This is a genomic window from Flavobacterium chungangense LMG 26729 (genome assembly GCF_000735715.2).
Lineage (GTDB): Bacteria > Bacteroidota > Bacteroidia > Flavobacteriales > Flavobacteriaceae > Flavobacterium > Flavobacterium chungangense.
Genome location: NZ_JASY01000002.1, coordinates 744,932 through 768,014, shown reverse-complemented (window position 1 = coordinate 768,014; position 23,083 = coordinate 744,932). Strand labels below are relative to the sequence as shown.

Below are 23,083 nucleotides of genomic sequence, written 5' to 3'. Positions count from 1 at the left end.
TTATTCGTCTCTAAGTGCTACAATAGGTTTTATTTTTGCAGCTCTGTATGCCGGGAAAAAACCTGCCATGGCTCCTGCAAATACAAGTAAAACAAGTGTTGTTAGAGCTACACTAAAATCGACTTCAGGATTTCTGAAATATTCGCTCTGAACCATTGGTCCAACAAATTCCAGCAATAACAAACTAGCCAATAGTCCGGAAAAGCCGGCAATAGTGGTGATAAAAATAGATTCATGAAGTATCATCGAAATAATAGAAAAAGGTGATGCTCCTAACGCTTTTCTGATTCCAATTTCTTTAGTTCTTTCTTTTACAATGATAAGCATAATATTACTTACCCCAACAACACCGGCAATAATAGTACAAATACCAACCCACCAAAAGAACAATCTGATATAAAGATTTAAATCATAAAATTGTTTTGCTTCTTCAACAGAATTATAAACTCCTATAGCACTATCGTCATTTGGAGCAATAATGTTTTTAGCTTTTAATAACCTTTTGACATCTTCGGTAAATTTTTTTGACTGTGCCAAAGCTTCATCATAATTGGCTTTCTTATTCAAAACAAACTGCATACCGGTTATTTTATCACCTGCACCAAAAGCACGCTGATTAGTGGTCATAGGCATATAAATCCTGGATTCTTCTCTTTCTCCGGAAGGATCTGTAAAAACTCCAATTACTTTAAAATTTATATTATTGACTAAAATCTCTTTTCCTATTGGGTCTTTCTCTTTAAACAAATCCTGCTTAACCTTCAAACCAATGGCAACTACTTTCTCATTATTTTTCATATCACTATTGTTAATGAAACGTCCCTTAATAATAGTACCATTTTCAAGAGACAAATAATCCGGGCTAATACCCCTAAACTGATAATTTCCGGATTCTTTTCCATAACTCACAATACCTCCCCACGTATTACGAACAGATGATTTTTTATCAATCTCTTCATCAAATTTTTTAACCGGAAGATCATAATCACTGTTTCTTAACTGAATTTGCCTGCCTGGATTTAATCCTTTGTATTCTTTAGTTGTGACATTTGACCAAACTTCAATAATTCCTTTAGCATCATTCTCGAATTGCTTTTCAATTCCATTTTGAAGTCCTTTTCCGGCACCAAGCAAAATCACTAAAATAAAAATTCCAGAAGCCACAGAAATTCCGGTAAGAAATGTTCTTAACCTGTTTTTGGAGATTGCTTCAAAAATTTCCTGCCAACGTTCAATATTAAACATAAGATGATGCTCTAACTTGTTCTACCTTTTTATCGTCAATAATTAATCCGTCTTTCAGGACTACATTTCTTTTGCACATAGCGGCAATATCAGGCTCATGAGTAACAATTAAAATAGTCTTTCCTTCATCATTAATTCCCTGAATAAGTTCCATAACCTCATAAGAAGTTTTAGTATCTAAAGCCCCTGTTGGCTCATCTGCCAATAAAACTTTCGGATTTGATGCCAATGCCCTTGCAATGGCAACACGTTGTTTTTGACCTCCTGAAAGTTCATTTGGTAAGTGATGCGAATGAGACCCCAGTCCTACTTTCTCCAAATATTTCATTGCAATATCGTAGCGTTCTTTTCTTTTTATTCCTTGATAATATAACGGCATAGCTACATTATCAAGAGCAGTCTTATAATTTATTAAATTGAAAGATTGAAAAACAAATCCCAGAAATTTATTCCGATATTTTGATGCTATTGTTTCGTTAAGATTTTTTATCGGAGTTTTATCTAATATGTAACTTCCTGAATCTGCCTCATCCAGAATTCCTAAAATATTAAGAAGTGTAGATTTTCCTGAACCGGAAGATCCCATTATGGCAACAAGTTCTCCTTCTTCTATATTAAAATTTATCCCTTTTAACACATGCAATTCTGAACTTCCCATTTTATAGGATTTATGCAAATCTTTGATTTCAATCATAATACCGCTGAATTTTAAGACAATAATAACATTTTAATTACGTATTTTATGGTAATAAAAAGTTAATAAATTTTATCTGACTTTTAGAATAAGACTACATAATTGACTAATTGTTACACTTTTTTCAAAGAATATAAAAGTTTTCTTAATTTTGACCCACTAAAAACCTTCACATGAAATTTCTTTCTTTTTCAGTTCTTTGTATAACCTTAACATTATTGGTTAGCTGTTCTACATCTAAAAAACTGGCCACATTAAAACCTGAACCAGATGATGCTAGTCCGTTAATTTATGACAGTAATCCATCTTTTATTAATTTACCGATCACTGTAAAATTAAAAGATATTGAAAATCAAACCAACACACTTTTAAACGGATTGATTTTCGAAGATAATAATATTGAGGATGATGACATCGAAATAAAAATCTGGAAACAAGCTCCAATCAAAATTCAAAATGATCCGGCAAACGCAGATAAAAAGATAAAAACCATATTGCCTTTAAAAGCAAATATTAAATATCGAATTGGAACTAAGAAGTTAGGAGTCGAACTTTACGACACACGTGAATTCAACTTGAATGGTGTAATTACTTTGTCAAGTGAAGCCAACTTAACAAACTGGAAACTAAACACAAAAACAGAATTTAAATCTCTTGACTGGAACGAAAGTCCAACCATGACTGTTTTTGGAAAAAACATGCCTATCACTTATTTAGTAAATCCGGCAATTTCTATTTTTAAATCAAAAATTGAACAAAGTATAGATTCGGCAATCGAAGAATCAATGGATTTTAAGCCAAATGTTTTATCAGCTTTAGAAAAAATCTGCACGCCTTTGAAAATGAACGAAACTTATGAAAGCTGGCTTCAAATTGTTCCGGTAGAAGTATATTCGACTAATGTAAAACTCAAAAACGATTTGTTTTTACTGAATATGGGAATGAAGTGCAATATGGAAACTTTGATTGGAAAACAACCTGAATCTAAGTTTAATAGCTCTAAAATTGTTTTGAAACCGATAGCCAAAATTCCAAATCAAATTGCAACTAATATCGCTGCTATATCAAGTTATGTTGAGGCTTCAAAAATCATGACTAAAAATTTTGCGGGACAGGAATTTGGAACCCGAAGTAAAAAAGTTACCGTAAAAAACGTTGAAATTTGGCATAAAGACGGAAAAATGGTAATTGCTCTTGAGGTTTTAGGATATGTAAACGGAACCATCTATTTAAACGGTTTTCCCCAATATAACCCACAGACTAAAGAAATTTATTTCGATAAACTGGATTATGTTTTAGATACGAAAAGTAAATTAATACGAACTGCAAACTGGCTGGCTCAAAGCTATATTCTGAAAAAAATGGAAGAAAGCTGTCGATATTCAATACAGCCTAATTTAGAAGAAGGTAAAAAAAGTATGGCCACTTATCTTAAAAATTACTCCCCAATGCCAGGTGTTTTTATTAACGGAAAAATGGAAGATATACAGTTTGACAAAATACAATTAACCAATCAGGCCATTATAGCATTTATCAAGATCAACGGAACAGTGAATGTCTCTGTTGATGGATTAAAATAAAAAAAAGACCGGATTCATTCGGTCTTTTTGCTTTTTGATTGATACATTCTATAAATTAAAAATCCAATTATAGCAACAAGCAAATACGGAATTACCATTAAATAAACGATTCCATCATTTACTGCCTCAGCTTTTTTAATGTTTGATTCTCCCGAAAGAGCAGCACGACACATTGCACATTGAGCATTTGCAGTAAGAGAAAAAAATATAGAAAATAGAATATAGAAATATTTCTTTGAGACCAAACTCGCAGCTATACTTCTATACGCTATTCTATTTTCTTTATTCGTTATCCTATTTTGTATGTTAAGCATAATAAGGAGAAATCATTAAATAAACCACAACACCTGTTACGGCAACATATAACCAAAGCGGAAAAGTTATTCTGGCTATTTTCCTATGCCTGTCAAAACGTTGTCCAAGAGCCCTCACATAACTAATTAAGACCAACGGAATAATAGCAACCGATAATATAATATGAGTTCCTAAAATAAAGTAATACAAAAATCTAACAGCTCCCACTTTTGCTTTTTCTACAGCATCAACAATTCCATCATGATTTAGGTCTCCCAATTTTACAGACTCAGCCGTCATATGATACGCTACATACATAACCAGAAAAGCTAGTGACAAAGCAATAGCAAAAGTCATTAAACGCTGATGGAGCTTTTGTTTACCATTTTTAATTGCTATTACTGCCAAAACTAAAACCACAGCAGTAATGCCATTTGTAGTGGCATAAATTGGGGGTAAAAACGAAAGGGGCTCAACATTAATTCCGAAGTCTTTTAATTTAACAGCAAATAAAACACCTACTACAGTTGGAATTAAAATAGAAACTATAGCTATAATTTTATTGAATTTTTTTTCTAATGAATGATCTTCCATTTTATTCTTCTAATAATATTTTAATATCCTGCTGAATGTCTCTAACGCCTTTTTTATCCAGGCCGTCATAATATAAAATTGGATTTCCGAAATCATCCTTACGACAACGAATATTCCCGTCTTTATCAATTAATGCAAATAATCCGGAATGTTCAAAACCACCATTTACTTTCGCATTCTCTCCCGCATACAAATTAAATCCTTTATTGGATAAATCCATAATAGTTGTTTTATCTCCGGTAAGAAAATTCCATGTAGATGATTTAACACCTAATAGCTCTCTATGCTCTTTTAAAACTTTTGCAGTATCATGAGTTGGATCAATAGTTATAGAAACAATGCCAAAGTTAGGATTCCCAAAAAAAGTTTTTTCAATCTCCAGCATACTCAGATTCATTTTTGGGCAGATCGACGGACACGTAGTAAAGAAAAACTCTAATACATAAACTTTACCTTTATAAGTTTCATTTGAAATTTTAATATTGTCCTGATTAGTTAATTCAAACTTAGGAGCGACACCAATTTTTACTAATTTTGTATCTGCTTTTGAAGTTTTCTGATCTACATTATCCAAGCGGTCCCCTTTTATGACTTCGCCATTTTTTATCCTGTCTACAATTTTAGGTACTGCATAAATTCCGAAAATTAAAATGATAAACGAAATTCCGATATAAGATTTATTTTTAAACATACAGTTCTAATTTATAGTTGTTTAGTAGCATTATGATTTTTTTTAAGAGCTGCACGGTATTCGTACAAAATTATTTTAAAATCATCCAGCATTTCGTTGCTTAATTCAGACGGATGAAAAGTACTATAACCTTCTTTATATTCCTCTTTTTTGTCTTTGTTATCCCCTTTTCTACCTCTAAGATTTCTTTCTTTATCAACAATAAAAACATTAGGTGTTCCCAGATTTTGATCTAGTTTACCTTTTAAATGTAATTGATTATAAAAAGCTTCAATTTGAGCAGGAGGAGCAAAAATAAAATTCCACCCTTTAACATCCGTAAAAGGTTTAAGTGCATCAACCACTTTTTGAGCATCCTTTTCCTTACCTATTGGACAAACTATTACAAATTGAAGATCTTCAAAACCATAATAACGTTTGTAAATTTTTTCATTTAAATTAAAATAATTTCCCCGGTTGCTTAAAATATCAGATCCTGAAAATCCTAAAACAGTAATTTTTTTATTAAGAGAAACTTTTTTATTATCTAAAGATTTCCAATTTCCAAAATCAGCAATTTTTGGAGTAATTACAGGAAGTGTAGTAAAACTATTCACGCCAGAAGCAAAAAACAAATAGGCAACAATTGGCAATACAAAAAGCGAAAAAAGAACTATATTTTTTTTCATTGTTACAATGGAAGTTAATGAGGTACAAAAATAAAAAAAGCTCCGTTAAACGGAGCTTCTTTTCGAATTAATATCATGTTAAAAATTCCATTTAATAGTAGAATCTTTAAAAACCCCATAAATATAATTTCCTTCTGTTAAGAGAATAAACAATAAATATAAAACAAGGAAGATAACCGGTGAAACAACAGACCATCTAAGGCTACTTTTCTCACCTTCCATATGCATAAATGCCCATACAATATAATATGCTTTGAAAATTGTAAGAATATAGAAAATCCAGTTTAACAAGTTCAAACCAACAAAATGATTAAATTCTAATGATTCAGGTTTTAAAATACCCAAAATAACTTCTACTGTAGTTACTACTGATAGTAATGCAAAAACAAACCAGATTCTTTTTGTATTTGATACGTGCTCGTGTGACATAATAATTAAAATCTAAAATTAAACTAAGTAGAAAACTGTAAATACAAATACCCAAACCAGATCGACAAAGTGCCAGTATAAACCAACTTTCTCTACCATTTCATAGCTTCTTCTTTTCTCGTAAGTACCTAATAACACATTAAAGAAAATAATGATATTAATAATAACTCCCGAAAATACGTGGAATCCGTGGAATCCTGTGATGAAGAAAAAGAAATCAGCAAATAATTTACTTCCGTATTCGTTTCTTGTCAGGTTTGCTCCTTCTACTACATATTTTGCAGTACCTAAACGAGACTCAGACTCTACCCTTGTGAGTACTGTTTTCTTCTTTTTATCAGTAAGCTGTTCTGTTCTGATTAATAATTCAGGATGCGCTTTAAAACCAGCCTGAACTTCAGCAACAGTATATGTTGGTTGTGTTTCAGCATCTTCAACAAACCAGGTTGCGTGGCTTCTTGTCAAAGCCTCTCTTTGCTCTGGTAATTTTACTGCAAAATCAGCCAAAGCTACTCTTTTACCGTTTGCATCAACAAACTGCAATAAACTTCCTCCAGCAGTTTCAACTGCACCATATTCCCCTTTAATGAAGTTTTTCCATTCCCAGGCCTGAGAACCAACGAAAATTAAACCTCCAATAATAGTTAAGAACATATATACAGCAACTTTTGTTTTCTTTAATTGGTGACCTGCATCAACAGCCAAAACCATTGTTACAGATGAAAAAATCAAAATAAAAGTCATTAAGGCTACATAATACATCGGAGCCGAAACACCGTGCATAAACGGGAAGTGAGTAAACACCTCATCAGCCAAAGGCCAGGTTTCAATAAATTTAAATCTTGAAAAACCATAAGCAGCCAGGAATCCAGAGAATGTTAAGGCATCTGATACGATAAAAAACCACATCATCATTTTACCATAACTTGCTCCTAATGGCTGGATATGCTCTCCGCCTCCCCAAGTTTTTTCGTCGTTATTTGCAGTAGTAACTGTCGCTTCCATAAAAGATATTCGTTAAAAAGTTCACAAATTTACGTTTTTTTCTTATTTAAAGAAATATAAAAATAAAAATAATAATACCCACAATAAGTCCAGAAAGTGCCAATACATTGCACCTAGTTCTATACCAAGAGTTTGACTCGAATTGTATTTTTGTTTAAAATGATTATAAATTATAATTAAAAGTGAAATTAATCCGCCTGCTAAGTGCAAGAGGTGCATAAGAGCAATAACATAAAGGAAAGTTGTAGTAATCGAACTACCTTGTCCTGTCATATAATACCCGCTTTCGATAATTTGTCCAAAGCCTCTGAACTGTAAAATTACAAAAGCAATTCCCAAAGCAAATGTTGATAAAAGAAATGCAGAAGTGGCACTTCTATTTCCTTTTTCAATTGCTTTTTTAGCTAAATAAAAAGTAACGCTACAACCAATAATAACCAATGTACTCCAATAAAAGGCAGTTGGCATCTGAAAATCCTTCAACCAGTCTGCTCTTGATTTACTAACTACAAAAGCACTTGTTAATCCGGCAAACATCATTGTCATACTTACCATTGCGAACAATAAAATCAACTTTGCCGACTTTGATTTTTGCACTTGTTCTTCACTTATTTTCATTGTCATTTCCATAACTATCTTAAAAATTTATCTACTATATATACAATCTGTAATAAAGAAATATAAGAAACACTAACTAACATTAATGTTCTGGCAGCCTTAGAAGTCCGCAACTGATATAATCGCACCGCATAAAACAACATCCATAATCCCAATAAAAAAACCACAACTGCCGCGATAGGTGTAACAAACAATTGTCCTGTATACCCTAAAACCGGCAATAAAGAAGCTATGATTAACCATATCGTATATAGCATTACCTGCAAAGCTGTTCCTTTATCTTTTTTTCCTGTTGGAAGCATAAAGATTCCAGCCCTTTCATAATCTTCATACAAAAACCAGCCAATAGCCCAAAAATGCGGAAATTGCCAGAAAAACTGAATTAAAAACAATGTACCGGCTTCTATTCCAAATTCTCCTGTTGCTGCCACCCACCCTAACATAAATGGAATTGCGCCCGGAAAAGCTCCAACAAAAACAGATAATGAAGTTACCGTTTTTAAAGGCGTATAAAGACTTGTATACAAAAATATAGATATTGCAGCAAACATTGCCGACTTTGCATTTATTGTATACAACAATACGACACCAATAATTGTCAATAAACTTGCTACAAATAAAGCTACTTTTGGAGTCATGCGTCCTGAAGGAACCGGACGATTTTTGGTACGATCCATTAAAGAATCAATATCTTTTTCGATTACCTGATTAAAAGCATTTGAAGCCCCGACCATACAGTAACCTCCAACCATCAACGCAGCTAAAACGCTCCATTGAAAAGGATTCTCACTATTTACACCTAACAAATATCCCGCAATCGAAGAAAACAAAACACTAATTGCTAAACCAGCTTTGGTAATCTCTTTGAAATCCAGAAATATTGATTTAAGTGAAATTGTATTTTTAGTAGCGCTCAATACCGTAATTGTTTGTGTATTTTTTTAAGTGGTGCAAATGTACAAATTAGATTATAGAATTTTGACCTATAAAATTAGATTTTTCTAATAAAACCTTTATAAAGTAAGGACTTTTAAATCTTTAACACAATTTCCTCGAAAAATCTTATTAAATATTAGTAATCAAAATACCAATTAAATACATCTGAACGCAGTCCTACAGTAAACCAGGTTGTATTTTGTGAAAAAGTAGCTGCAGTATTCTGCATTGGATCAAAATTTCTGTAAATAAAACTTCCGAAAAGCTTTAAATTAGTCATAGGGTTTATAAGATATCCTCCTTGAATATCAGCGATAAAAATATTGGTTTTATTACCCTGACCTACTTTTACACCAGAATCATACGGGCGATTTTCTTCATAACTTTTATAGATATTTCCTCCATAATTATAACCATCTTCTGTTGTATCAAAATCAAACCCTCTTTTTCCAATTGTTAGCTTCGCATCAGCATAATAACGGCCTTTGTGGTAACGTGCTATTGCAATTAATTCATTAAAATTACCACCCCATTGATGACCAAGACTTTGATTATTATGACCATAATTTGTTATTACCGCACTATGGGAATACACATACGGACGCACATGATTATACTCTAACTGCATTAGCAAATCTTTTACTTTAAAAGCGTTAAAATATTTAGCCCCTATTTGGTAACCAAATTTGTTTTTCCAACTATTATCTCCCCCTTTTACATCTCCAAATGAAAATTCATCGATTAAAAACTGCCCATACAAATTAATCTGATTACTCCATTTGTATTTAGATGTAAACCCTAAAAGAGCATTTCCACTTTTTGATGACGAAGCGAACTCAACAGAACGATAAAAAATAATTGGATTAACAAAATTCACATCAAAACCTCTATTATTACTATCTGTCCAAACTACAGATTCAAAAAAACCTAAATTCAGTTTATTTGAAACGTTCCAACTCAAATAATGGTTGGCCATATATTTTGATGCATACGTTTTATCTACCGTAACACCTGGACGAACATCTTTGAGCCACATATATGTATTGGTATATTTTATTTTCCAAAACGTAGTATTAATTTTTAAATAAGGATATGGACTTGCTCCGTCACTTTCTAACAATGACCGATACCCATCACCAATAAAATTTCTTCCATAGCCCAATTGAAAATCGAAAAATTTACTTGGAGTATAGGTTATATTCGCCTCGGCCAAAGGAAAATCATAAGAATCTGTTTTAAATTTTTTCGCAATACCCATACCTGGAATTATAGCAGGATTCCCTCCCGAAGGTTTTAAAGAGTTCGCATAATCGTTAAAATAACCGGCAAATCTTCCCTGACTTTCAAAAATTGTAGTTGTAAAATTGATTTGCTTTCCTACACCTCCTCTAAAATTAATAGCTCTGGTATTTACATAGGTAGAACCATCATAGTCCGAAGCCTTACCCATTTGCAAATCAACAATAGGATTCAAAGCTAACCAATAATCTTCACCCTGAATCTGAACCATATTTTCATTCCACCATTTTCTTCCTAGCCAGCCTGAAGTTTTCTTTTGAAGCGATTCGTTTACCGCTTTTAAATTATAATATTTTGAAACTTCAGCATACGTATAGGGCTTAGATGCAGTATGATTATTACTGCCAACCTGATTCATTGCTCCATCAAATTGCGCATAATAACTATGCGAAAGAGGAATATTCAAATGACTTTGGAATTCTGGGTTGTTGTATTTTTTATACACAATACTATCCAATTCTGTCATTGGCTTTTCTATTGGCTTTAAAATTTCTGCAGCAGCTAATGCCTCTGCTGCGATTTGCTCTGAACTTTTTAATGGCAAATCTATTGAAATAGTATATTTAGAATAGGTTGCAACACCATTATATGTGGAAGGTTTGATTTTAGGAAACTTACTAAAAACGCGTTTAGCCTCTTTAGCTAAATCATCATTTACTGCATTGATATAAATCACTTTAAAAGAACCATTTGTATCAACTTCAAACAACACTTTAACTTCACCTTTATAATTTGTCTGTTTTAAATTCTCAGGAATTTGAAAGTTCTCATATACAAAATCCTGAACTTCTTTGTAAAAACAATTTTCTAATTGTTTAGATACCAAATTTTCGCAATTAGGAAAAACAGGAAGCTGCTCAGCTGCAAAACCTGCCTTTACAGAAGATCGGTTTGTTTCCTGAGCTAAAACAACAAATGATGATAATGCCAGACACAAAGTTAAAAAACTTTTATTCAAAATATTTTTGATTTTCATTAGTATTGATTTGTGGTATTTTCTCCATTTACAATTGCTTTAGCAGATGAAGTTCCGATACGTTTAACTCCTAAACGAATCATTTCTATTGCTTCCTCATATGACTTAACACCTCCGGCAGCTTTTATTGGCAAAGGTGAAGCATTTTCCAACATCATAATTATTGAAGAAATAGTTGCACCATTTGGAGAGTTATCCTTAGTTTTATAAAAACCAGTTGATGATTTTACAAAAACCGAAGTATATTCTTCCTCTTTAAAATTCGAAATAACAATATTTTTTATCAAAGAAGAAAGCTGAATAATTTCTTTTTCATTCAATGCTGCCACTTCTATAATCCATTTAACTGTTTTATTATTTGCTAATCCTATTTGCGTGGCTATTAAAATCTCTTGTTTTACTAATTGAACATCTCCGTTTTTAAACGCTTCGTAATTACAAACAAAATCAAGATCATCTGCACCATTCGCTATTGCTTCATTTGCTTCCCTGATTTTTGTTTCAATATCAGATTTGCCTTCAGGAAAATCTATAACAGTACCAACATCAAGATTAGAATTGGCTTTTAAAATCATTTGTTTAGCTAAAGTCACATATTCCGGCCGAACCATAACCAGTTTAAAACCTTCGACGATAGCTTCAGCAATTACATTTTTAACCACAATCTCATTTTCTGTTTCCGAAAGACCGGCTTGAGATGCTGTTTTTAAGTAAGTGGAATCTAAATACTGGTTAACATTCATGATTTTAAAATTACAAGAATTGCAACAAAAATACATTTAAAATTCAAAAAAATGACATACTTTTTTTAAGCTTGCCTTATTGAAAATAAAAAACCCACCGAAGTGGGAATTAATATTTTATATTTTATCGATTTGCTTTTTAAAAGCTATTGCCGTAAAAACAGCCGCTGTAGCCCCAATTGCATTACCTAAAATATCCGTTACATCTGCTGCTCTTGTTTTAGTAAAAACACCTTGCAGTATTTCGATAGTTATTCCAAAAAAAACTGAAAATATAAACGAAATCAAATACACTTTATAATCATCTGTTGTCTTTCCTTTGAATTCTTTTTTAAAAAACAAGATCCACGAAATTGTAAATCCAAAATGAAAACAAAAATGTACTATTTTATCGATACTGGGAAAACTTACTGCCGGGATATTACTTGAGTCTGTAAGACAAAAATAGGTAATGATTCCTGAGCAAACTATAGCCCACAATAAAAGCAATTGTTTAGGCACCTATCAGTTGTTTGTATGCTTCATCTGATAACAATGAGTCAATCTCTGAAGCGTTAGCAATTTTTATTTTAATCATCCATCCGGCTCCGTATGGATCAGAATTTACGCTTTCAGGTGTGCTCTCTAAATCTTCGTTAAAAGCAATGATTTCTCCAGTTAAAGGTAAAAACAAATCCGAAACCGTTTTTACAGCCTCAACAGTTCCAAAAACTTCGTCTTTATCCAATGTCTGATCTAAAGTTTCTACTTCAACATACACAATATCGCCTAATTCTTTTTGAGCAAAATGAGTAATTCCTACAGTTGCAACATCTCCATCGATGCTAACCCATTCGTGATCTTTTGTGTACTTTAAATTTGCTGGTATACTCATAATAGTATGTTTGAAAATTGATAATTTAATTTTAGAGCCACAAATGTAACAATCTTCTAATAAAAATTAGTTTAGAATCACAAAATTAATTTCCGAAGTTATATCGAAGTGTAAACCCTGATCGAATGTTTGTTAACGGAAATGAAGTCGAAATTACTGCTTTCGAAAACGAATGATCATAATAGAATATGGCAGTAAGATTCTTGCTGAATGCATAATCAGCAGTAAGTTTTAATGACCATATATTTTGACCGGCTGCTAATTGATTATTGTCATAATCCAAATATCGAACCAGAGTCTGGTTATTTCTATAAGAGAAATCTGCTTTGATATTAATATCGCTTTTTATAATTCCGGTAGGATTATCTGCTAAAGTGGATGAAAAAATAACATCTTTAAAACGATATCCTAAACCAACAACATACTCAATACCTTTTACTTCTGTCAATAAATTATTATCAAAACTCATTGATAAAGCTCTGTCTTTTTTAACTTCCGTAAGCACTCTTAAAGATCCTTTTAATTCAAAATCAACACGAACCAACGGACTAAACTGTTCAACCAAATTCACATTTGACATGATCGTTTTATTGAAGAAATTACCATTTACATCCGTGCCATCTGGATTTTCATTATAATCAAAATTAGATCTGAATTGATTAATCGTATAGGAAGCACGATAATTGTGCTGCAAAGAAAAGCGTTTAAACCTGTCTTTGAAATATTTGTAACGCATCAATCCATTATATTTTATACTCCAGTTTGGAATAGGAAAATTTCTAAAAATTCCTGTAGAAGTTTTTGAGGCATCCGTTCCAGAATAAGCAGCTAAGAAGGCAGGCAATAAAACAGCCTGATTACTTTTTCCAAATCCAATAGGATATCCTGCATTTGCTGTATAGAGATCTCTCTTACTTTTTTCAGGATCGCTATTCGGATCTGTAGAAGGTGCTGGGATTGGGTTTGCAGCGTCACCATATCTCGGAATTGCATCAGCTCCGTAATAATCTCCTGCAAGACGATTTGCTATAATCAAACGATTACTTCTAAAATCATCAAAAGCTGCTGATACATTTTCATCACTTGCAGAAAATGCTGTTTTAATTAATACAGTTGAAATTGAGAACATTCCATATGTATAAGGCGACAGAGATTCATATTGACCATTGGTAACACTATACTGTTCTGAAGAATTTTCAGAATAAGATCTGTCCATTGTTAAATCTATTTTTAAATCCGGAAACAAATCAAGATTAGCCGTTACCTTTAATGCCTTAGTATTTACTTGTGTGAAATTTTGATTGAACTTATCCGAAGTGGTCAGCCAGCCGTTTTTAGCAGATTCGTAACGTACGTCATCCTGACTTCCAAAAATAAAACCTAAACTTGGCTTAGACGTTCCTAAAAATCCAATACTTGGTGTATAGCCGGGTAAAACGGTACCACTATTCTCTGTATAATTTACCTGAATATTTTTTACACTCGTTAAAACACCAATCAACCCATCATAAAAAGGTCTGCTCGTTGCAACTGTTTTATTGGTATTTACTATTTTCTCTCCAGGTTTTGGAACTGTTGTAGCTTTTGGCTTAGCAGCCTTTTTTGCTCCTGGCGTTAATCCCAAATACTTGTACAACGTTGTCATACTAAAAGTTGTATTTAGCGTATTTGAATTTGCATTTTGAATCGTATTTCCCAGATTATTGACTGTAATCGATCCATCAGGATTTTCTACTTCAAGTCCAGACATCGCAGATGAAGAACGTTGCCAGTTATAATCAGCGGTATAGGAATAATTTGCTTTTACAAAACTAAAAATCGGTAATTTATTGATTGGGATATCATAATTTAAGATTAATTGCTGTGTATGTTGATTTGGTATTCCAATATTAAAATAATCATCCCAAAAATTAAAATCGTCTTTTGGGGTATTATCATCATTCAGATAATTTTTGACAATATTATTTGATGAAGCTGTATAGTTTAGTTTTAAAGATTTAGTCAAATTAAATCCAAATCCATATTGATAATTATACGCAAAGTTTCTTCTGTAAAGAGTTTCCAAGCCAATTCCCGGCACATCTTGTACCTGCCTGAATTGTTGGCTATTGCTCTGTCTTATTATGTTTGTATTGAATGAAATATTAGAAGGCAGGTAATTAAAATTAAAATCACTTAACAGTTTCCAATACTCACTTTTTTTCATGAATTTAGTCTGCTTAAAAGGCACTACTTCTTTTGGCTGAAACGTATAAGCATAGTTTACAGATGAATTTGACATTTGGTCTTGATATTCCTCTATTTCATAATCATGACGCTCCACCTGATTGTAGGATTGAGAAAAAGTAAAATTCTCTACATCATAAACATGTGGTTTTTGCTCTTGTGATCTGTCTTTTCTAACGCCAATAAAATTAATACTTTTTCGCTTGGTATAATCTATTGCTCTATTTTTGTAAATATCCTTTTGAGTCTGATCTGTTGTTTCGTTTAACAACTGTTCCAATTTAATATCCTGGTTAAAAGGATCATATTCAGGTGTAATTATTTCTTCACCGATTGCATAATTAAATGGAAGATTTATACCCCATTTCGGCGGCAATAATTTTCCTAAGTTCAAATTCGTAACAATATTATACTGCTGGATATCTTCACGATCCCTTTCATTTGCTCCTTCTTCAATAGATCCAAAACCAATGGTGCTTTTTCGCCCTGTTGCCGAAACTGTAGCAAAATCAGCCATGTTGGTATCAATGCTTAAAATGGCAGCCATACCGCCTTTGTTATCCATATCAGATAATCGAAGTTCATTAAACCAAACCTCCCCTTTTATCTTCTTTTCATTAGCATTACCAATACCACCACTATTATCATTTTTAACTCCTACCATTAAATTTCGGACTAAACCAAAATTAGGATTACCTTTTATCCCCAGTTTTAATTTACTGTCGCCATCACCGCCTTCTAAAATTAAATCAGGATCATTATCCGGATAATAAATTCCGTTGATATCTCGCTTAGGAGAGTTCATATCAACACTCATTCCCTTAATTTTCATTTTAGTCAATAGAGCAAGAGCCAAATTCATTTCGTTTTCTGCCGGCCAGACCAAATCCGGATTTATATCGGTAGGACCGTTTTCAATAAATTGAGTTGCTTTTAATGGTATTTCAATCTGATAAAAGTTTTCTGTAAAATCATTTCCAAAACGAATAAATGCAACCATTTCATTATCATCAAGAACAACCTCTCCTTTTAATGATTCAGCGTGAAGAAACATCTTCAGTTTTTTGTACTGACGCATATCAAGACTTACATTTTTAAAAGCAGCCCTTGAATCCTGTTCTTCCAAACCGTTCCCTGATACACGTAATGCTAATGACTGTTCATTTTGATTAATTACAGTATTATTATTAAACAGCTGTTCCCTTTGAACATTTGGCGGCATAACATAATTTACCGGAGATTTTGTGCTGTTTTCCTGAATATTAACTGCCTGTACTTCAAAAACAGTTCCGTCATCCTTAGGGTTTGTATCAGCTGCATCCAGAGTACCATCAAACCTTCTCCATTCACCTCTAACCAAATCCAATGCCCCAAAACGTACCGTAATCTGATCGTTAAATCCAGTCATAAACATTCTCATAAAACGGATAGATCTAAAATCTGAAATACTACCAATTCTATTTTTATATTCTGAAACCGGTATTTTAAACTGAATCCATCTTGCTGTAGTAGTTGTACCATTAGGCAATGGAACATCATTTACTATTCGATCATCAGTAATATAATTTTGTCCAACAGCCATACCTGGCTTCATATCTATGCTATACTCATAATAAGCATTAATAGTATTCATGGTATTATCCCGATTAATATCTTCGACATCAGGCAGTGTTGTAGATGCTCTGTTAGCATTGTTTATGTCCACAGCGGAGTTTCCTTCAACGCCATTGTATTTTTTATAACGGTCCAGAACGCCTCCGTCTGAATTTAAAAAATAAGTATAATTATCTGCTGCAGGATCTTCTGCTGCTGCATAGTTAGTATAAACTGTAGATTCTTTAGAATCTGGCAAACCATCCAAACCTACATCCTGATTAGTCCTGTTTCCTGCATTATTATCAAAAGCATAAATTAGTGATTGAGAAGCAGGAACATCCCCCCAAATTGGCTTAGGTGTAACTAATATCTGATCAGGTCCCAATCCGTTTTCATATTGCTTTCTTCCGTCTTTTAAAACATCTTCTGAAATCTCTCCTAAGTTAAAATAAATTTTACCCGTATTGGAAGGCTGGACTGCGCCATTTCCTTCATAATAAGGGTCCAACATCCAAAACTGGATAAACTCTACATTACTTTGCTCAAAATTGGTTGAATTTAAAGAACGCATAATTCCGCCAAAATTACCATTTACCGGATCTGTCCCAAAATCTGGATTATTGTTATACGGCCCTCTCTCTGAAGGATAATAACTCAAATCAAGCGTATTAATTACCTGTAATTGTCCTTGAGCGATATCGGTATTAGGATATAATTCTTTGCTGTAAATTCTTCTGGTAGTATTTAAAGACAAATCGTCATTTGATATTCCGGATGGTTTTTGGGTATAAAAAATTGGATCTATAGAATACCATGCCAGTTTAGCCCTTTTATAGCCATAGTCCAAATTAGTATTAGAAGCTCCAAAAGTATTATCATTTGAATCATTAATAAATGGTGTTGAAGCCAGACTCCAGGCATAAGCAGATCGCATGTCAATGGTTGACTGTGACCCCTCGAAATCATCTACATATATTGTTGCTTCTCCTTCAAAATCGCTTGCTTTTGGGGCATCAGGCTTTAAAAAAGCTACTTCTCCTCTTATCGAAAGATTGGAAGGAACATCTGTATCTATGTTAGGTAGTTTATTTACTAATCTTGTAAAAAATGGAATTTCAGTTGAATAATTTCCATTAAATCCAAAAATCGTATTATTTACAGATTCCTGACCATAACTCGATTTTTGAGTAAACGGTTTTTCGGTCATTTTTAAATACGTACCACCAATAACAAATTTATCAGAAATTTTATGTTCAATATTGATTCCCATAAACCTTCTGGTCTGTTGACCGAAGACCGAATTATTCTCTAAGGAAACCTCTATTGGTGTATTGGACGCCTGTAAAGATGCATCTAAAATCTGCACTCTTCCTAACTGATAATCGACACTATAATCAATTCCTTCAACCAAAACTCTTCCTCCAGCGGTAACGACTACTGAACCTTGCGGAACGTTAAAAGCACCAATAGGAATTCCATCGCTGCCTGATGATTTATATTTTCCTCTTAATAAAAACTTGTTTTTATCGCTGTCCTGTAAAGCACCTGACTGTGTTGTCTTATACATGCTTTGAAACACATATTTCTTTTGATTCGCGTTATAAGTAGAAGGTATGTCATAATTTTCTCCCGCTGTTCCCGTATTTAATTTATCAAATAGTAACTTTCCAAAAGGCTCTTTGGTAGTAAAAATAATACGTCCGTTTTGAGCATCAAAAGTGATTCCCTGAAGATAATCGAAGAAACCGTCACCTCCGGCTTGCGGATCGTTATTGTAATTTAATTTATCTAAATTAAAAACTTTCAATAACGGCGTATCTGTAACAGGAAAAGTTGTTGGAAAAGTAGTTCCGTCAACCGGCTTAATGTAATTGATAGGTGAAGGATCTGTGTAAAGAATATTGAATCTAAAATCATCCTGTTTTATCTGATAAGCACCCGGTATTTGATAGATATTTTTCATCATCAAATTCCATACTGGATTATTAACATTTGTCAAACTACTTTTCAGCATTTTCAAAATCAAACTTTGAGTAATAACAGCCTGATTATTATTCTGAGCACTTCCTGTTACAACTGTACCATCAACCCCGTCACTCCCAAACTCTCCTACCTGATATATCTCCCCACCGACAGTATATTCATAAGCAACTGCTAAAATTTCATCATTAGCCAAGCGCTGCTGTAAGGAAATATAACCTAACTGAGGATTAAATGTATATTCTGTAGACGTTAGCTTTCTTGCGTTTTCTAATACCGAATAATCTCTACCTTCAGTAATATTAGGGTCGTCCGGGTTATTAAAACCATTTTTTGCTGTTACAATTTCTCTAATATTCTGATTCAAATATCCTCCGTTACCAATAGCTGCCGGATCATATTTGTTATTACCATTATCGGTTGGTGAATCTATAGGCTTGACAAAAAGATTTGCGGATGTTGTCACTACAATTTCATTGTCAGGAATTCCTGTGATTTGAGCTTCTCCTAAATCCTGAAGTGCAATAACATTTCGCAAGTTATTGCTTGTTGTACTCACACGATTTTGCTTGTTTGTTACCCAAATCTCCAACCTTGTAATCTGAACCTTGCTATCAATAAAAGGATAATTTCTTAATGAAGCATCATATTTATTTCTAAAATATTGTGATAAAAAGAAGTGCCTGTCGTTATCATAATCCAGTGCATACAAATCAAAATTCTGAATTGTTCCACCTCCTTCAGCTACTATACTTTTTGTTTGTGACTTTTGCTCAGAAAAAACTCCTGTAAAGGTTGTTTTTCCAAATTGCAATTGTGCTTTAACACCAAACAAACTCTGCGCTCCACGAATCAAAGTGCTATTTAATGGCATGCTAACATTACCAACTTCTACTTTTTGCACAATATCGTCTTCTGTGGGCGTATAGGCAAGTTTGAATAAGTTTTGGAAGGCAAATGTAGATTGAGTGTCATAGTTGGCATTTACCTCTAATCTGGTCCCTACTTTCCCCATCAGACTCATGCTAATTCTTTGATCAAAATCAAAAGTGAGGCTTGATCTGTTTCTTGGAGAAAATGACGGATTGTCTTGCTTACTATATCGCAATCCCAAATCCATTTCAACTGAACCAGTAGGCTTTACATCAATTGTATTACTCCCAAAAATAGATTCAAAAAAGCTCGAGTTAACATAATATCTTGGCAATAAATCTTTTTTAGCTTCTTCGCTCCCGGCTTTTTTACCATCAACAGCAATCATTTTTTTTCTAAAATAATCTCTTCTTGATTCTTTTAGAAGTAAATCTTCGTATTCTTTTGGAGTTAAAACAAGAGGATAATTAATCGAAAAACCATCTACTGTACTCGAATAAATATACCGATCTGTGATAGGGTCATATCTGTATGCAGTAAGTATACTTGGAGGATTCTCAAGCTCTAATTTACCTACAGAAAATCCTGTTTTTGTAGTATCCTGAATTGTTGGATTTACCTGAGCATGCAAAGCATTGCCACAAAATAAAACCAGTAAAAAAAGTAAAATTTTACGCATACAATTCAAGTCTTAATAGTAATTTATAACGTTTTTAAAGCCTTTTTGATAATAGTTTCTACAGAAGCTTCCGGATCTTCTTTTATAATCTTCTCGACAACTTTTTCCGATGTTTTTCTAACAAAACCTAAAACTTCTAAAGCAGATAACGCTTCATCTCGATTTGTATTGTTTTGAACTACAGAAACTTCATCCAGATCATATAACTTTAAGACTTTTTCTTTCAAATCCAATATTACTCTTTGGGCTGTTTTATTACCAATTCCTTTAATAGACTGAATTACGCCAACATCTCCTGAAGCAATAGCATTTATAATTTGTCTTGGTTCTATCGAAGACAACATGGTTCTGGCAATATTAGCCCCGATACCCGAAACTGATATTAACATTCTAAATATTTCTCTTTCGGATTTTTCGACAAAACCGTATAATGTATGCGCATCTTCCTTGATTAAAAGATGCGTATACAATTTTACAAAATCAGTATTTGGAATTAGAGAAAAAGTATGCAAAGAGATATTTACCTGATATCCAACCCCTGCACAATCAATCACAACCTCTGTTGGATTTTTCTCCACTAATTTTCCTTGCAAATGTGCTATCATAGTATTTTTTGTGATGCCAAATATAATAAAATTAAGACAATATTAACAACGGCTTACGCCTTCAGCTATTTAGTTAGTTTGTTTTTTCTTTAATTCTTTTTCCTGAGCATCAATAACTGCAATAGCCGCCATATTAACCATCTCTTCAACACTTGCTCCCAACTGGAAAATATGAACAGGCTTGCCCATACCCATCATAATTGGACCAATAGAATTTACTTCATACAATTCTTTTAACAGTTTATATGTAATATTTGCTGATTCTAGATTAGGAAAAATCAGGGTATTTACTTTTTTTCCAGCTAATTTGGAGAAAGGGAACTTTTCCTGAAGCATTTCCGGATTTAAGGCAAAATCAGCCTGAATTTCTCCATCCACAACCATATCAGGATAATTTTTATGTAGATAAGCAACGGCATCTCTAACTTTTGATGCATTCTGATGAGTTGAAGATCCAAAATTTGAATAAGAAACCATTGCAATAACAGGCTCTATACCAAACATTTTTGCTGTTTTGGCAGTCATAATTGCAATATTTATTAAATCTTCTGAAGTTGGATTAATATTAATAGCTGTATCTGATAAAAACATTGGCCCACGTGATGTAAGCATCATATTGGCGGTTGCAACAAGTGAAGCACCCTGTGCTTTGTCAATTAATTGCAACATCGGTTTTAACACACTCGGATAACTTCTTGAATAACCGGTTACTAAAGCATCGGCCTCTCCTTCATTTACCATCATTGCTGCAAAGTAATTTCTTTCACGCATAAATCTCTGAGCATCCAGCGAAGAAACACCTCTCCTTTCTCTTGTTTCCCAATATGAGTTTGCAAATCTGTTACGTCTTGCCTCTTCTTCATTTGTTTTAGGGTCAATAATTTCAACATCAGCGTCAAAACCTAACTCTTTCTTAAGTTCTAAAATGATTTCTTTATTCCCTAATAGAATAGGAAAACCAACACCCTCTTCATATACAATCTGCGCTGCTTTTAAAACATTTAAATGTTCTGCTTCGGCAAAAACAACTCGTTTTGGATCCATTTTGGCGCGATTAGTAATTAAACGAACCATTTTATTATCATTCCCTAAACGTTCTAAAAGTTTTTCTTCATAAGCAGACCAGTCTGTGATCGGGTTTTTAGCAACGCCTGATTCTATCGCTGCTTTTGCTACAGCGGGTGCCACAATTGCAATCAATCTTGGATCAAATGGTTTTGGAATAATATATTCACGGCCGAAACCTAACTTTGTTGCACCGTAAGCTACGTTAACCTGTTCCGGTACAGATTGTTTTGCTAATGAAGCCAGCGCTTTTACAGCTGCCATTTTCATTGCTTCATTGATTTTTGTAGCTCTGACATCCAAGGCTCCTCTAAAAATGTAAGGAAAACCTAAAACATTATTTACCTGATTCGGAAAATCTGAACGCCCTGTAGCCATAATAACATCCTTACGGGTTTCTACTGCTAAATTATAATCTATTTCAGGATTTGGATTTGCCATTGCAAACACAATTGGGCTTTCGGCCATTGACAATAACATCTCAGCCGATAAAATATTTCCTGAAGATAATCCTATGAAAACGTCTGCATCTTTTACAGCTTCTGCCAAATCAATTTTAGCGCCATCCACAGCATATTTCAATTGCAATTCTGAAAGCGAAGGATTATCTTTTGTTAAAAGCCCTTTACTGTTGAACATTAAAACATTCTCCACTTTAACGCCCAGCAAAACATATAAATCTGTACAAGCTATCGCAGCTGATCCAGCACCGGAAACTACAACTTTTACATCTTCGGCTTTTTTGCCTGCTAATTCTAATGCATTAATTAAAGCTGCCGAAGAAATAATAGCTGTTCCATGCTGATCATCATGCATTACCGGAATATCTAACTCTTCTATCAGTCGTCTTTCTATTTCAAAAGATTCCGGAGCTTTAATATCTTCCAGATTAATTCCTCCAAAAGTGGGAGCAATATTTTTTACGGTCTGAATAAATTCTTCAACATCTTTTGTTCCAATTTCAATATCAAAAACATCAATATCAGAGAAAATTTTAAACAGCAGACCTTTTCCTTCCATTACTGGTTTTCCTGCTTCAGGACCTATATCTCCAAGACCTAAAACAGCTGTACCATTTGAAATTACGGCTACTAAATTTCCTTTTGCTGTATATTTATAAACGTCATCAATGTTTGCTGCGATTTCCAGACATGGCTCTGCTACCCCTGGAGAATAAGCAAGAGATAAGTCTCTTTGGGTTGCATATTTTTTAGTTGGAACTACTTGAATTTTTCCTGGAGTCGGCTCTGCATGATACAATAACGCTTCTCTTCTTTTAGTCTCTTTATTCATTCGTCTTCGCTTTTTATTTTGCCTTACAAAGATATAAGACTTGGTTTAAATCAATCTGTTTTTGAACATTCTTTTCCCTAAAAAATATTGGATTACTACAAAAAAAATAGCCCAATGTAA

Annotated in this window: 18 protein-coding genes; 1 reads left to right on the top strand and 17 read right to left on the bottom strand. The window is 33.3% G+C overall.

Annotated features, from left to right (window positions below; all coding sequences use genetic code 11):
- Both JE46_RS06470 and JE46_RS06465 read right to left on the bottom strand, forming a co-directional pair.
- Positions 1–1,245 (bottom strand): ABC transporter permease, encoded by a 1,245-nt coding sequence (locus JE46_RS06470; RefSeq protein WP_031454445.1) that lies wholly within the window; start codon positions 1,243–1,245, stop codon positions 1–3.
- Entirely contained in the window at positions 1,238–1,939 is a 702-nt protein-coding gene (locus tag JE46_RS06465) for an ABC transporter ATP-binding protein (protein ID WP_031454444.1), read from the bottom strand. Before JE46_RS06465 ends, JE46_RS06470 begins: the two co-directional genes overlap by 8 nt.
- Before the next feature lie 173 nt (positions 1,940–2,112).
- Between JE46_RS06465 and JE46_RS06460 the strand changes: the two genes are divergently transcribed.
- Positions 2,113–3,519 carry a DUF4403 family protein gene (locus JE46_RS06460; protein ID WP_031454443.1) on the top strand — a complete coding sequence of 469 codons (1,407 nt, stop codon included), beginning with the start codon at positions 2,113–2,115 and terminating at the stop codon, positions 3,517–3,519.
- A gap of 14 nt (positions 3,520–3,533) precedes the next feature.
- On the opposite strand, the gene JE46_RS06455 is transcribed toward JE46_RS06460, so the two are convergent.
- From JE46_RS06455 to JE46_RS06385, 15 genes are all read right to left on the bottom strand, one after another.
- Positions 3,534–3,833 carry a hypothetical protein gene (locus JE46_RS06455; RefSeq protein ID WP_078227271.1) on the bottom strand — a complete coding sequence of 100 codons (300 nt, stop codon included), beginning with the start codon at positions 3,831–3,833 and terminating at the stop codon, positions 3,534–3,536.
- Entirely contained in the window at positions 3,826–4,407 is a 582-nt protein-coding gene (locus JE46_RS06450) for a DUF420 domain-containing protein (protein WP_031454441.1), read from the bottom strand. Before JE46_RS06450 ends, JE46_RS06455 begins: the two co-directional genes overlap by 8 nt.
- Before the next feature lies 1 nt (position 4,408).
- Positions 4,409–5,098, bottom strand: a complete 690-nt coding sequence (locus JE46_RS06445; RefSeq protein WP_031454440.1) for an SCO family protein — start codon at positions 5,096–5,098, stop codon at positions 4,409–4,411.
- Between the two features lie 11 nt (positions 5,099–5,109).
- Positions 5,110–5,766 carry a hypothetical protein gene (locus JE46_RS06440; protein WP_031454439.1) on the bottom strand — a complete coding sequence of 219 codons (657 nt, stop codon included), beginning with the start codon at positions 5,764–5,766 and terminating at the stop codon, positions 5,110–5,112.
- 78 nt (positions 5,767–5,844) lie between these two features.
- On the bottom strand, positions 5,845–6,195 hold the full coding sequence (locus JE46_RS06435; RefSeq protein ID WP_031454438.1) for a cytochrome C oxidase subunit IV family protein: 351 nt from the start codon (positions 6,193–6,195) through the stop codon (positions 5,845–5,847).
- Positions 6,196–6,213: 18 nt separating this feature from the next.
- Entirely contained in the window at positions 6,214–7,200 is a 987-nt protein-coding gene (locus tag JE46_RS06430) for a cytochrome c oxidase subunit 3 (RefSeq protein WP_031454437.1), read from the bottom strand.
- Between the two features lie 42 nt (positions 7,201–7,242).
- Positions 7,243–7,830: a cytochrome c oxidase subunit 3 gene (locus JE46_RS06425; protein ID WP_031454436.1), complete on the bottom strand. Its 588-nt coding sequence runs from the start codon at positions 7,828–7,830 to the stop codon at positions 7,243–7,245.
- A 2-nt stretch (positions 7,831–7,832) separates the two neighbouring features.
- A complete protein-coding gene (gene cyoE / locus JE46_RS06420) occupies positions 7,833–8,735 on the bottom strand; it encodes a heme o synthase (RefSeq protein WP_031454435.1) in 903 nt (300 codons plus the stop codon).
- A 155-nt stretch (positions 8,736–8,890) separates the two neighbouring features.
- A complete protein-coding gene (locus JE46_RS06415; protein WP_157505880.1) occupies positions 8,891–11,029 on the bottom strand; it encodes an energy transducer TonB in 2,139 nt (712 codons plus the stop codon).
- Complete coding sequence (deoC, locus tag JE46_RS06410; RefSeq protein ID WP_031454433.1) at positions 11,029–11,772, bottom strand: deoxyribose-phosphate aldolase; 744 nt, start codon at positions 11,770–11,772, stop codon at positions 11,029–11,031. Before deoC ends, JE46_RS06415 begins: the two co-directional genes overlap by 1 nt.
- Before the next feature lie 117 nt (positions 11,773–11,889).
- A complete protein-coding gene (locus JE46_RS06405) occupies positions 11,890–12,273 on the bottom strand; it encodes a VanZ family protein (RefSeq protein ID WP_031454432.1) in 384 nt (127 codons plus the stop codon).
- Positions 12,266–12,646 (bottom strand): glycine cleavage system protein GcvH, encoded by a 381-nt coding sequence (gene gcvH / locus JE46_RS06400; protein ID WP_031454431.1) that lies wholly within the window; start codon positions 12,644–12,646, stop codon positions 12,266–12,268. The genes JE46_RS06405 and gcvH overlap by 8 nt, the downstream gene beginning before the upstream one ends.
- Before the next feature lie 85 nt (positions 12,647–12,731).
- The gene (sov, locus tag JE46_RS06395) at positions 12,732–20,000 is read right to left on the bottom strand and encodes a T9SS outer membrane translocon Sov/SprA (RefSeq protein ID WP_031454430.1); all 7,269 of its coding nucleotides are present in this window, start codon (positions 19,998–20,000) and stop codon (positions 12,732–12,734) included.
- Between the two features lie 23 nt (positions 20,001–20,023).
- Positions 20,024–20,605 (bottom strand): Holliday junction branch migration protein RuvA, encoded by a 582-nt coding sequence (gene ruvA, locus JE46_RS06390; protein WP_031454429.1) that lies wholly within the window; start codon positions 20,603–20,605, stop codon positions 20,024–20,026.
- Between the two features lie 69 nt (positions 20,606–20,674).
- On the bottom strand, positions 20,675–22,963 hold the full coding sequence (locus tag JE46_RS06385; RefSeq protein WP_031454428.1) for an NADP-dependent malic enzyme: 2,289 nt from the start codon (positions 22,961–22,963) through the stop codon (positions 20,675–20,677).
- Positions 22,964–23,083: the final 120 nt, after the last annotated feature.

Bases quoted from the DNA above. Each gene is read 5' to 3' on its own strand.
- JE46_RS06470 (WP_031454445.1), bottom strand. From the start codon at position 1,245: ATGTTTAATATTGAACGTTGGCAGGAAATTTTTGAAGCAATCTCCAAA.
- JE46_RS06415 (WP_157505880.1), bottom strand. From the start codon at position 11,029: ATGAAAATCAAAAATATTTTGAATAAAAGTTTTTTAACTTTGTGTCTG.
- JE46_RS06435 (WP_031454438.1), bottom strand. From the start codon at position 6,195: ATGTCACACGAGCACGTATCAAATACAAAAAGAATCTGGTTTGTTTTT.
- JE46_RS06425 (WP_031454436.1), bottom strand. From the start codon at position 7,830: ATGGAAATGACAATGAAAATAAGTGAAGAACAAGTGCAAAAATCAAAG.
- JE46_RS06385 (WP_031454428.1), bottom strand. From the start codon at position 22,963: ATGAATAAAGAGACTAAAAGAAGAGAAGCGTTATTGTATCATGCAGAG.
- JE46_RS06445 (WP_031454440.1), bottom strand. From the start codon at position 5,098: ATGTTTAAAAATAAATCTTATATCGGAATTTCGTTTATCATTTTAATT.
- JE46_RS06450 (WP_031454441.1), bottom strand. From the start codon at position 4,407: ATGGAAGATCATTCATTAGAAAAAAAATTCAATAAAATTATAGCTATA.
- deoC (WP_031454433.1), bottom strand. From the start codon at position 11,772: ATGAATGTTAACCAGTATTTAGATTCCACTTACTTAAAAACAGCATCT.
- gcvH (WP_031454431.1), bottom strand. From the start codon at position 12,646: ATGAGTATACCAGCAAATTTAAAGTACACAAAAGATCACGAATGGGTT.
- JE46_RS06430 (WP_031454437.1), bottom strand. From the start codon at position 7,200: ATGGAAGCGACAGTTACTACTGCAAATAACGACGAAAAAACTTGGGGA.
- JE46_RS06455 (WP_078227271.1), bottom strand. From the start codon at position 3,833: ATGCTTAACATACAAAATAGGATAACGAATAAAGAAAATAGAATAGCG.
- JE46_RS06460 (WP_031454443.1), top strand. From the start codon at position 2,113: ATGAAATTTCTTTCTTTTTCAGTTCTTTGTATAACCTTAACATTATTG.
- JE46_RS06465 (WP_031454444.1), bottom strand. From the start codon at position 1,939: ATGATTGAAATCAAAGATTTGCATAAATCCTATAAAATGGGAAGTTCA.
- JE46_RS06440 (WP_031454439.1), bottom strand. From the start codon at position 5,766: ATGAAAAAAAATATAGTTCTTTTTTCGCTTTTTGTATTGCCAATTGTT.
- ruvA (WP_031454429.1), bottom strand. From the start codon at position 20,605: ATGATAGCACATTTGCAAGGAAAATTAGTGGAGAAAAATCCAACAGAG.
- sov (WP_031454430.1), bottom strand. From the start codon at position 20,000: ATGCGTAAAATTTTACTTTTTTTACTGGTTTTATTTTGTGGCAATGCT.